General features: G+C 41.1%; 10 protein-coding genes. 4 read left to right on the top strand and 6 right to left on the bottom strand.

Annotation, left to right across the window (positions count from 1 at the left end):
• Positions 1-42 precede the first annotated feature (42 nt).
• Both AADY36_RS02740 and AADY36_RS02735 read right to left on the bottom strand, forming a co-directional pair.
• Positions 43-825, bottom strand: a complete 783-nt coding sequence (locus AADY36_RS02740) for a YggN family protein (protein WP_054551020.1) — start codon at positions 823-825, stop codon at positions 43-45.
• 105 nt (positions 826-930) lie between these two features.
• The gene (locus tag AADY36_RS02735; protein ID WP_054561003.1) at positions 931-3,360 is read right to left on the bottom strand and encodes a zinc-dependent metalloprotease; all 2,430 of its coding nucleotides are present in this window, start codon (positions 3,358-3,360) and stop codon (positions 931-933) included.
• Between the two features lie 160 nt (positions 3,361-3,520).
• Between AADY36_RS02735 and AADY36_RS02730 the strand changes: the two genes are divergently transcribed.
• Positions 3,521-4,489 carry a class 1 fructose-bisphosphatase gene (locus tag AADY36_RS02730; RefSeq protein WP_054561004.1) on the top strand — a complete coding sequence of 323 codons (969 nt, stop codon included), beginning with the start codon at positions 3,521-3,523 and terminating at the stop codon, positions 4,487-4,489.
• A 40-nt stretch (positions 4,490-4,529) separates the two neighbouring features.
• On the opposite strand, the gene AADY36_RS02725 is transcribed toward AADY36_RS02730, so the two are convergent.
• The gene (locus AADY36_RS02725) at positions 4,530-4,853 is read right to left on the bottom strand and encodes a hypothetical protein (protein ID WP_239962087.1); all 324 of its coding nucleotides are present in this window, start codon (positions 4,851-4,853) and stop codon (positions 4,530-4,532) included.
• Positions 4,854-4,896: 43 nt separating this feature from the next.
• Here AADY36_RS02725 and AADY36_RS02720 point away from each other — a divergent pair, with 43 nt between their 5' ends.
• The 3 genes from AADY36_RS02720 (at position 4,897) to AADY36_RS02710 (ending at position 9,699) form a co-directional block, all read left to right on the top strand.
• Entirely contained in the window at positions 4,897-5,253 is a 357-nt protein-coding gene (locus tag AADY36_RS02720; protein ID WP_239962085.1) for a DUF5522 domain-containing protein, read from the top strand.
• A gap of 180 nt (positions 5,254-5,433) precedes the next feature.
• Positions 5,434-7,866, top strand: a complete 2,433-nt coding sequence (locus AADY36_RS02715) for a TonB-dependent receptor (protein ID WP_054561007.1) — start codon at positions 5,434-5,436, stop codon at positions 7,864-7,866.
• A gap of 294 nt (positions 7,867-8,160) precedes the next feature.
• Positions 8,161-9,699 carry a tetratricopeptide repeat-containing sulfotransferase family protein gene (locus tag AADY36_RS02710; protein WP_342408468.1) on the top strand — a complete coding sequence of 513 codons (1,539 nt, stop codon included), beginning with the start codon at positions 8,161-8,163 and terminating at the stop codon, positions 9,697-9,699.
• Here the strand turns inward: AADY36_RS02710 and AADY36_RS02705 are convergent.
• The 3 genes from AADY36_RS02705 to AADY36_RS02695 are packed head-to-tail and all read right to left on the bottom strand — an operon-like array spanning position 9,674 to position 12,029.
• Positions 9,674-10,513 carry a sulfurtransferase gene (locus AADY36_RS02705; RefSeq protein WP_342408467.1) on the bottom strand — a complete coding sequence of 280 codons (840 nt, stop codon included), beginning with the start codon at positions 10,511-10,513 and terminating at the stop codon, positions 9,674-9,676. The two genes, AADY36_RS02710 and AADY36_RS02705, sit on opposite strands and share 26 nt — an antisense overlap.
• Positions 10,513-10,935, bottom strand: a complete 423-nt coding sequence (locus tag AADY36_RS02700) for an adenylyltransferase/cytidyltransferase family protein (protein ID WP_239962073.1) — start codon at positions 10,933-10,935, stop codon at positions 10,513-10,515. Before AADY36_RS02700 ends, AADY36_RS02705 begins: the two co-directional genes overlap by 1 nt.
• A 29-nt stretch (positions 10,936-10,964) precedes the next feature.
• Positions 10,965-12,029: a CDP-glycerol glycerophosphotransferase family protein gene (locus tag AADY36_RS02695; protein WP_342408466.1), complete on the bottom strand. Its 1,065-nt coding sequence runs from the start codon at positions 12,027-12,029 to the stop codon at positions 10,965-10,967.
• Between the last annotated feature and the right edge of the window lie 64 nt (positions 12,030-12,093).

The raw sequence follows: 12,093 nt of genomic DNA, 5'->3' as shown, positions 1-12,093 counted from the left end.
AAAAGCCCAGCAACTGCTGGGCTTTCTCGTTTTAAATTTGTATTAAGACTTTATTTGTACCAAATCAAAATCGGCCATCCCCGGCACCATTTGTTGTAAGCGCGATTCAGTGACATCCAATGAGTTCAAACACTCACAGTACTCTGAGGCTTTCATCTCTAATTGCTCTGCTTTCTTTTGCAGTGATTTATCAATTTCTTTTGAGATGATATCCATACGCTGCCCCATATCATTGATACGGTCTTCGATATTACCTTCGCGGGATTTAAAAGCATCGCCTAACGAGACTAAAATAGCGCCAAGTGATCCGTGCACTGCAGAGTGAATTTTCTGACTGATTTCTTTGGTAAAAAAGTCATCGATTTTCGACAGCGACTGTGGAGCAATAAAGAAAAAGTCATCACCACGCTTAAATTTATCCATCAGTGCACGCTCAACATATTGCAGCTGAGTTTTTAACACTTCTGGCTCTTTGTCTGACATGCCCTCAACAACTTGCTCGATAGCACTTAAGCCAAGGTTTACACCATCGGTCGCCAAGTCAACAAGCTCAGGGACGGTTTGCCTAATGCCTCGACTGAATTGCTCCACAACTTTGCTTTCATCAGGGCTTAAATCAACCCAATAACCTCGTATAAATAATTGGTTATCGTTGTTGATCTGTACGCGAGTTTGACCTTTATCAACGATACGAATGACATCATCGGTGATGATTAAGCCATGGCTTAGCTCTACATCGCATTGTTTTTTTTCTAGGGTTGCGTAGCTTGAAAAGCTAGAGAATGTAATGGCCGCTGCTAACAACGAGCGAGAAAAGAACGCCATATACACCTCAAAAAGACAAAAAAGGAAGGCCGCTAGATTAGCAAATATCCAATTTTATGCAAGTAAAACGCCTAGCTATGCTAGGCGTCTTAAAATAAAGGAGGATTAAATTGGTGAGCCCGGTGGCATTGGCAGCACTTTAAAGTTTGTAGGCCATTCACCACTTTCTAAAAAGTAACTGATTTGCTCGCTTAAATATTGCTTAAATGCACTGTTACCAACGGATGCACTGCCTAGCATGGATTCTTGCTGGTAACTCTTTGCAAGTTTAGCTAAGTAGTAACGAAGCTGTGCTTGCACTTCGGGTGCCACCTCATTGCTTGCCACTAAGTCAGCAAACTGTTTTGCAGTTAAAAGCTGTACACGTTGGCTAATTTTACCTGCCATCCCTGAAGCAATTTTTTGCTCAAAAACTTGCTGATAAGTTTGTGCTAATAGCGCATCTAAACCATAAAATGCATCGCTTCGTGCTTGCTGCTGTGCTAAACGGTTAATGCGTTGGCTATTAAAAAGTAGGCTCAAGCTATGTGCTGCAGCAACCTCAGGCAGCGCCATCGCATCAAGCGTGAGTCCTGTGCGGCCAACAATGCTCTCGCGTGATTTTGATTCACCATACGCTTTTGGTGGAATAAGCGCTAATACCGACTCAGGCAAAACAAGGTTCTCAGCTTTTAATGTCGCAAGTACTGCATCGGCTGCCGCTTGTTGTGTTTGCTTTGCCACAACCTGCGCCCCTTTTGGTTGTGAACCATCGCGTACTTCGTATTCGTAATTCACACCAGCAATTAGTTTAACCGCAGCCTCTACTTGATAGCGATGGAACAAATAAAGTGGCACCAGCATTTCTTCTAATTGCGATAAAGCAGTGCCTGTTTTGATGTTTTCGATACCAAAGCTCGTCAGCGCTTGTTTACGAACATCAAGTACACGCATTAGCTCATCACTCGGTGAACTGCCGTTATCCCATAAATGCCCTGTTGGGTGAGCACCACCTTGAGCGCGGGCATCACTGTCTGAAATAAATTCCAGCCCTTTGCTTTTGTTTTCAGCTAAAATTGCGGCCAATTGCTGTGCTTCATCTTGATTGGTGAAGTCGCTATAACCGTATTTAACCACTTGGGTATCCCACACGCCCATGCCAGCAGCATAACCTCGGCTTACATCTAATTTACCTTGCTCATTAAAGCTCAGTAGTGGGTGTGGATAATCCATTACAGAGGCTCTGTCTGCCACTGACGCTGCAAAATTATGCGAAATACCTAAAGTATGCCCGACTTCATGGGCGCTTAATTGACGAATACGATCAAGTGCCATTGCTTGTAAGCGCTTAGCCACTTCATTGCCTTTAAAATAGGGAGCTGCTAATGCTTCTGCAATTAGGATGTCTTGACGAACACGCAGTGAACCCAGTGTCACATGACCTTTGATAATTTCGCCTGTTCGAGGGTCAATCACGGAGCTGCCGTATGACCAACCACGGGTTGCACGGTGCACCCATTGAATTACGTTATAGCGAATATCCATAGGGTCTGCATCATCAGGGAGCACTTTAACGATAAATGCGTTCTTATAACCTGCTGCATTAAAGGCATCATTCCACCATTTAGCACCATCAAGTAACGCTGTTTTAACTGGCTCAGGTACACCCGGATCTAAGTAATAAACAATCGGCTCAACGGGCTCGCTGATTGGCAGGCTAGGATCTTTTTTCGCTAAACGATGACGCGGGATGTAACGCACATACATAGATTCACCCAGCGCTGCCGCATAATCTTTGTGCTCAATGCTCCAAAAACCTGCTTGAGGGTGGAATTTGCGAGGGGTGTAGTTATCGTCCGGTAACTCAATTAATGAGTGATGCATATGTACTGTCAGTGCATAAGGGTCTGCGCTCACTTGGCGTACATACTTACCTGGGTTATTACCTTGAAAAGTAAGCACGGCTTCTAATTCAGTATTTTTTTCAAATGCTTTTGAACGTGCTAAATATACCGCACTGCGGTTGCTATCTAAGTTAAAACTTCCCTGCCCGGTTGCCGATAAGCGACGGCTTACACCATGAACATCGCTTAATAAATAAGGGGTGTAATCCACAAGTACAGCAGTGTCTGACTGAGCTACAACACTAAAGCCGGCTAAAATACTTGATGCGAACGCCTCTTTAATACTTTGTTGTTCCGCAAGGTTATTAGTATTAGCGCGGTAATAAGTATTAATAGCTCTTAGCATCACCTTATCGCCAAAACGCTCAAATTGAACTAAGTGAGTATCGCCTAACTGACCACGATCTAAGCCAATATCATTTGAACCAACACCGTAAGGTAAGCTTTGTTGTAATAAAAATTGTTGCTCGAGTTTATCCACCTCAAGATACAATTTGCCGTTTTCTGTATCGTAGTAAAATGAAAAATAGCCTGAAAAATGAGTCATTTTTTCAGTAAAATCATTTATAGACTTAATTGCTGCGTGTGCTTGAGTTATCATAGTAAGTAGCACAGCTAAGAGCAGATATCGTAGTAATGGTATTTTTTGCATAATCTTATCTTTGTTATTCGCGTTTTAAATACTGTATAGGTATTAAGCAGTATAAAGTACCGCCAAGAAAAATCAGCTATTTAAGACGAAATTCAGCGCTTGCTAAGACATTCTCTCTCACACTAAAAATGTCTGGCTACAACGTTATCAGGAAAATAGAATGCGTAGACTCCCACCGGTATTGTTAGAAGATGGTTGCCCTCGTGAACTGATCTCATTGATCAGAACGGTACTTGCGGCATGTAAAGAAATTTCATTTCGTGTTGGTCAAGGCGCCCTATCTGGCGTATTAGGCTCAACCCTAGACGAAAACATTCAGGGTGAAACTCAGAAAAAACTCGATGTTCTAACTAACCAACTTTTAAAAGATATTTTATTAGAATCGGGCTACGTAAAAGCCATTGCCTCTGAAGAAGAAGACTTCACCGTTGCGGGTAATCCAGATGCCAACTACATTGTTGCATTCGACCCACTTGATGGCTCATCAAATACTGATATCAACTCACTCGTTGGTACGATTTTCTCAATTATGGCGGCGCCTGAAGGGGCTGATCCGGCTGATCCTAGTATTTTTATGCAACCGGGTAAAAACCAAGTTGCAGCGGGTTATGTATTATATGGCCCATCAACCGTGCTGGCGTTAACAACTGGCAAAGGTACACGCTTTTTCACCTTAGATAAAACGCACGGTACCTTCTTATTAACGCAAGATTTTGCAACCGTACCTGAAGAGACTAGCGAATTTGCAATCAATGCTTCAAACCAACGCCATTGGCAACCAGCAATGCAAAATTACATCAATGACTTAATTGCTGGTGATACTGGACCGCGTGGTCGTAACTTTAACATGCGCTGGATTGCTGCAATGGTAGGTGATGTGCACCGTGTATTATGCCGTGGTGGTATTTTTACTTACCCAACCGACACGAAAGATCCAAATAAACCTAACAAATTACGTTTATTATACGAAGCAAACCCAATGGCAATGTTAATCGAACAAGCTGGCGGTATTGCCTCAACAGGCACTGAGCGCATCATGGACATTCAACCTGATGCTATTCACCAACGTGTGGCGGTGATCTTAGGTTCGAAGAACGAAGTGGAAACCTGCTTAAGCTACCATAAATAGCAAGCAGTAAATGCCTTAGGCTGAAAGGTATAAAATTCTTTCAGCCTAAAGTCACTGCTAATAACTTCTTTAGCGTACTTGTACTCAACTCACCCATTTGCTCGTTATTACTTAGCGCATAAATAGCCCCTTCAACGGCACTTTCGTCGATGTCTTGCCTAGACTCTACTACGTTTGCCCAAAGTTCTAATTCATCGATATCTATTTCGCCGTCTATAACACGCTGTAAAACCTGGCAGAAAACATCTTGCGTCAGAGTATAGACACCACCTTGTGTGTCTGGAGTACTGGTAATTACTGAGATTGCCTCAAATCGGTTATCACCAAAGCGGGCAAACTCATCTAATGCGTCTAATTTATCCATTTGCTATGCTTACCTTTTCAATCTCAAAGCATCTTTTTACTTAATGACAACCCTTACTTGCTCACAATGCAAAGCAACGCTTAACTGCCAAGCCGACAATATTAATGCCTGTTGGTGTAGTGAGCTGCCCAACATTTTACCACTCGATGAGGCTGCAACAGAATGTTTATGCCGAGACTGTACTATAAAAAAGATAAATTCATTTTTATCTAAACTTTACCAACAGCCTCTTGAACAGCAGCTTGCCTTCGCTAAGCCTTATTTTACTCAAGGTAATTTAATAGAAAATCTCGATTACACCATGCAAAACAACTACATGGTATTTAGCCGCTGGTTCTTTTTAAAACGTGGCCACTGCTGTAGTAATGGCTGTACTCATTGCCCTTATTCCGATAGCTAACCTCTTACAGAGTATTTATTCAAATATTTTGCATTTAATTGCAAATAACGCATGGACGATAAGAATAAAAATACATTATAATTGGATATAAATTCACTAAATCATCAATTTTTAAGCTTAAATTACTAGTAACGTCTATTTTTTAAGCATAAATTTACTGTAACTAAGTCGGAATCAATCATGAACACTTTTAAGCCTGCTCTACTTGCAAGTGCAATTTCTGCAGTTTTAATCAATAGTAATATGGCGTTTGCTGCAGAAGATGCTATCGAAGTTGATAAATCAATTGAAACTATTCAAATTACTGCAACACGACGTGCAGGCTCTGTGCAAGATGCACCGCTTAATATCACAGCGCTCAATGGCGATGTAATTAGCGACCAAAACATTGGTGATCTAGAAGATGTCGCACGCTGGGTACCTGGCTTAACAATTTCTGATCAAGGTGGCCGTGAAGGTTCTCCGATTATCGTTCGTGGTTTGAATACAAATACTTCTGACCGTATTTCTGATAGTGGCACAGTGGCAACCTATGTTGGTGAAATTCCACTGAGCATCGACTTACGTTTAACTGACGTTGACCGTGTTGAAGTGCTAATTGGCCCACAAGGTACACTGTATGGTGCAGGTACTTTAGGTGGTGCAATTCGTTACTTACTAAAACAACCAGAGCTTGATATCACCGAAGGTAAGGTTACAGGCGATGTATTTAGCATTAACGAAAGTGACGGCACAGGTGGTGAGTTTGGTGTGGTATTCAACACCCCGCTAATTGAAGAAAAATTAGCGCTTCGTGCTAGCTTAAATTATTACGATAACCCTGGTTACATTGACTACACCCACGTGGTTCAAGAACCGGGTGTATCAAACCCAAATCCTGATTTTTCAGACAGCAGCGATGTAAATGCCAACTTAAAAAGCGTAAGCGATGTTAACGATGAGCAAATCACCACTGCACGTTTATCACTTCGTTGGCTTGCAACCGAAGATATTGATGCAACGCTAAACTACTTCTATCAAAAGCAAGAAAATGGCGGTAACTCGACATCGCAATACGGCTCTCTTGCTGATAGCAGTGCACTACAAGGTGTCCCAGGAAAGTACGAAAACGTAGCTCGTGTGCTTGAACCCGGTGAAGAAGAAAACGATTTATTAAGCTTAGAAGTAAAAGCAGATCTTGGTTTTGCTGAGCTGGTATCTGCATCTGGTTGGTCTAGCTATGAGCAGTCTGGTCAACGCGATCAAACTGATCTACTTTACGATATTTGGTCAGGTTATGCCGACTTCCCTTCTTTTGTTGGCTACACGCACGATACCTCAGATCGCGATACATTTACGCAAGAACTTCGTTTAGTTTCAAATAGTAATAGTGCTTTTAGCTGGATTGTAGGCGGCTTCTACAACAAAGTAGAAAGTTACTCTGATGATCGTGAGTACACGCCGGGTCTGACTGAGTACTGGGGTGGTGGTATTCCAAATGTTGAACAAGACCTTGAGTACATTCTAATTTCAGATAGCGAAACCACTGAAAAAGCACTTTTTGGTGAAATCGGCTACAGCATCACAGATCAGTTTGATGTAACTTTAGGTGCTCGTTTTTACGAATACGATGTATCAACAACATCAGGCTCTGCAACGCCGCTTTATTCTGGTGATTTTGATTCACTAGATAACCTTGTTATGGAAAATGTGAGCGCTAGTGATAACGGTAACTTATTTAAGTTTAATGCTAACTATACATTCGATAATGGTGTACTTGCTTACTTTACCGTGAGTGAAGGTTTCCGTATTGGTGGTGGTAACGGTATTGCTCCTTGCCCTGATGTATTACCTGAGCAACAAATTGTTTGTGCCCTGCCAAACGAAGAAGATTACAAACCAGATACAACGGTCAACTACGAGCTAGGCTTTAAGTCATCATGGTTACGTAACCGCCTACATTTTAATGCGGCGCTATTTAATGTTGATTGGAAAGATGCACAAGTGGGTAGCAGCACCGTAAATGGTCAAGAGCTAATTACTTCGAATGCAGGCTCTGCTAATTCGAAAGGTGTTGAACTTTCTACTCGCGCAATGATTGGTGATAATTGGGCTGCATATGCGACATACGCGTATGCAAAGGCTGAATTGACCGAAGATGCGCCTTACTTATTTGGTGTGTTAGGCGATGACTTAGCACAGTACCAAAGCTACTATGATGGTGCCAAAGGCGACCGTTTACCGGGCGCTCCTGAGCATCAATTCTCGTTTGGTCTTCGTTACGAGCAAGATGTCTTAGGTGATAAGTTACTAAGCGTAAACTACGGTATCACAGCGCAAAGCGATGTAATCACCAAAGTAGGCTTAAAAGCAGACGGCGAAGTATTACCAGGTTATGCACTAAGTAACTTATCTGCCAAAATTACTGGTGATATGTGGTCTGCAACGCTTTACGTAGACAACTTATTCGATAAGTACGCATTCACTTCTGTACGTCGTGATAAGTCTTGGGCTGGTATGTCGCAATATGCTGAGCTTAATAAAGAGCTACCTGAGCTACAGCGTGTTTATGGTCACTACACCACAGCGCCGCGTACTATCGGTATGAAGTTTAGCTACAACTTTGAGCTGTAATTAAACATACCCATAAAAGCCTTGCCACCTTCAGGCAGGGCTTTTTAATACCAATTCGCTTAATTAATTGGTCTATTTTGAGGCAAGAAAACCTCGTTGATAGCAAGGCAAAAATTTCGTTATTTAGTTGTTCTCGGCAATTGCTCCTGCATTGCTCTACCTTCTGCATCCATGCAGTCGTAAATCAGAAATTTTTAACGCAGCTAGCGACAGGTTTAATCCCTCAAAATGATTAAGTATTATTGCGGATTGGTATAAAATTAAGTTTCTGGTGAATTGATATACTATGCGCTTATGCTAAATGATACCCAACAAGCGCTTCGCGCTCATATACAACAGTTGTTAGCAAATAAACAACTAAACGATGCACATCACCTACTTGTGCAGCGCCTAAAACAAAATCCTGAAGACCACGTTTGTTACTTTTTACTTAGCGAAGTCAACACCGCAGCTGGCGATATCACCAAAGCTATTAAGCTCCTTGAAAAAGCGCTAAGCCTAGCCCCTTTTGCTGTTTATCATTTAGCACTTGCCAAGTTATACGTACTGTTAGGCAAAGTAAGTAATGCAGCTGTGCATTATCAAAGCGCACTACAAACAGCTGGCTTTAGTGGCGCAGACTTTGATACATTAGCCAACATTGCGACCCGTTTAGGGCATTATGACGACGCTCTTAGCTTCCAACAAGCAGCCTACCAGCGCAATAAAGATAACCCACAAATTAGCTATAATTTGGCGGTGTGTTATAAAATTCACGGACTGTTCGATGAAGCTAAAAGCTTATTACAGCAACTAACCACAAAGCAACCTAGCTTTTATCAAGCCCACTATTCGCAGGCTGAACTCAATACGAAAGTAGATGCCAAGCAACATATACAAAAACTACAAGCCTTGGCGGATAAAGAAAAAAGCATTGTTGAACAGCAAGTGTATTTTCATAGTCTTGCCCTTAATTATGAGCACCTTAATGACTACAAAAATGCATTTAAATACTTTGCACTAAGTAAGCAAGCGATAGCCGGTAAACTTAACTATCAAGCAAGCCAACACCACCACTTTTGTCAAAAGCTCATTACTCAAAGCAAACAGCAAGCACCAGCTAGTAGTGACTCTGAGTTCTCACCCGTTTTTGTTGTTGGCATGCCCCGCTCTGGCACAACCTTAGTTGAAAAAATCCTTAATCAAAGTACACAACTGCAAGGGGTTGGGGAGTTAAATGATATTGCGCAACTCATACAAGACGCCACGCAATCAGCTCGTGTAATAGACAGCGAAATGCTCGATAAGGCATATGAATCTGAGGCAATAAAAACAGCACTGGCTAACTATCAACAAAGAGCCGAGCTGCTAAGTGACGGCCTAAGAAGTTGTGATAAACAGCCATTTAACTTTTACTATATTGATTTTATTTTAGCGGCTTTTCCTAATGCGAAAATCGTTTGTATGCAGCGGGGCTGGCAAGATTGCAGCATTGCCAATTTTAGGCAGATGTATAGCCCGCAAAGTGTGTTTCATCACTACAGTTTTACACTTGAAGATATTGCCTCGTTCCATCAAGATTACTCGGCCTTAGTCAGTCATTTTGCCAACAAGTATCCTGAAAATGTTTTTTTGCAAAGCTATGAGCAATTAGTAGCAGAGCCTACCCAACAAACGCAAAAGCTCTATGCGTTTTGTGATTTAAGCTGGCAGGAAAACTGCCTGACTTTTTATAAAAGCAATGCAGCATCAGCCACGGCGAGTAAAAAGCAAATCCGCCAGCCACTGAATAAAAAGAGTATCGACAGCTGGCAAAATTACGCCGATTTTATTGATGCGGGCCTGTTTCAATAGGTAGGTCGTGACGAGCGCCCCACTCACTCCATGAGCCATCGTAAACACGTAAGTTAGCGTAACCGCATTCATCGGCACACAATGCAATTGCACAAGCGGTTACACCTGAACCACAGCTAAACTGCAACTGGGTGTGATGCGGCGCTATGTGTTGTTCAAATAATGCCTGTAACTCGTTGAGCGGTTTAAGCTCACCGTTATTTAGCACTGTTGCAAGTGATAAACTACGACTATTTGGAATATGACCACTGCGCATACCTTCACGCGGCTCTTCGTGTTCACCGGTAAAGCGCTCATAAGGGCGAGCATCGAGTGTTAATGTGCTTTGATCATCAAGTGAGTTAAGTACTTGCTCAGCACTGATAAAGTAATCAGCACGCGGGCTGGCAACAAAGTTGCCTTGGCCAGTAACGGCTGAATAGCTTGTATGTGTTGCAAAGCCAAGTGCTTGCCACTTAGCCAAACCGCCACTTAACACTTTTACATTATCAAAGCCCATTGCTTTAAACATCCACCACGCACGTGCTGAACTGAATAAGCCTTGGTCTTCATAAATCACAATCAGAGAGTCTTGGTTAACACCAGCAAGTTGCATATGCTCTTCAAACTGCTCGCTATTGCACATCATGCTTGGTACAGGATTACTGTTATCTGCTAGCGCCTTTTTAAAATCAAAACGCTGTGCATTAGGAAGCATCGCCTTAGGCGCATACTCACCCGGTAAACCAGGACGTACCATTCCTGCATCAAAGATAACCAAGTTATCCAGGTTTAAATGCTCGTTAAGCCATTCTGGCGAGACGATATTCTTCATTAGTTTTTACTTATTTTATCAAGCACTTCACGCAGCTTTGTGCTTGATGTATGAGATGTGTAAGAAAAGTAGCAAATTTCAACATTAAGTTTTGCAAAATCAGCTTCTATTTTGTTCCACTTTTCAGTTCCTTTCCAATCATCACCTACAAACATTTTATCAAATTTCAAATTATTCCAAGCTTCTTCTTTGTCGTAATTAACCTGTGGGACAACTTCATCCACAAATTTAACTGCTTCAACAATTTCCATTCGCTCTTGAAAAGGAATGACGGGCTCTTTATTTTTTACATTACGACAAAGTTCATCGGTAGTTACACCAACAATTAAGTAATCACATTCTAATTTTGCTCGTTTTAAAATGTTTAAATGACCTATATGAAATAAATCAAAAACACCTGTCGTGTAACCTATCTTCTTCATTAATTTTTCCAGTGTGTACTCTTAATAACTTAATTATTTTCGACTAAGTAATTGACGATTCGTTCACTTGCTTTGCCATCAAGTTTACCTGCTAGCTTTTCAGCTAATTCAAGCCTTTTCTCAGCCAAAGACTCAGGGTTTTCAAGTTGCTCGATAACAAGTTTGTGTAAGTCTTTGTAATTTTTTGCATGTACAGCAATATTGGCATATTCACCGTAGTCTTGATCCATACGACGTTTAAAACGATAAGAGAAGATACCTCTGTAGCTCCAACGCAACTTCAAGAAATCGCACCAAATTACAGGTTTATTAAGTAAAGCAAATTCAAAAAGAGCGGAAGATGCATCACTTATAAGTAAGTCAGCCTGATCTAAAAATGGTAATAGTGAATAGTCCTCAACCCGAGCAAGATAAACATTATCGTAGTTTGACCAATGCTCTAATAAATCACGTTGCTTTTGATAGCGGCTTTTACATATTGAGAAATAGTGAGGTTTGATCAGAATGTTAAATTCAGAAAATTGCTCTGGCCAGTTTTTTGGAAAGCGTTCGATACTACTTGGGTAGAATGTAGGAGCATAGAGAATAGTCTTTTTACTTTTATCAAATTTCGTTAAATCTAAAGCACCATCAAGAGGCACTTGATTAAAAATATCGTCAAGTTTACAAAAACCCACATCAACAAAACAATCATCTGGATACATATTTTGTAAACGCTTAAGGCGATATTGCCCCTCAACAAACCTGACCGTCATGGCTTGTGATGATTTGGTGTAATAACTAGATTTAGGCCCAATGCCATGCCCTAACTGAGCGCTTTTAGACACTTTGTGTAAACGGTCTAAAAACTCGAATGAGTTTGCAAAAAACACCCAATCTGCTCGCTCATTTTCGTAATATTCAATAGCTTGCTTTTGATTATCAACCCAAATATGCTCAAGTTCATTGTCATCTATGATTTGCTGGATTGTTTGTTCATGGCTATTGCGATAAAAAACAAACCTACTAGCTATATCTTTGGTAAGTAGTTTTTTATATACCGGAATATATTGCGGTAAGTAGTAGAGACTTTGAGTATCGAAAATTATATTCATAAAAGCTAAACAATCTTTATTATTTTTTTGTGAGATGACAGTAATAGAACAAAAAACTTTTAAT

This window comes from Pseudoalteromonas sp. D15MCD-2 (assembly GCF_038562745.1).
Taxonomy (GTDB): domain Bacteria; phylum Pseudomonadota; class Gammaproteobacteria; order Enterobacterales; family Alteromonadaceae; genus Pseudoalteromonas.
Note: the sequence above shows the minus strand (reverse complement) of the source record. Positions and strands in the feature narration are given on the sequence as shown.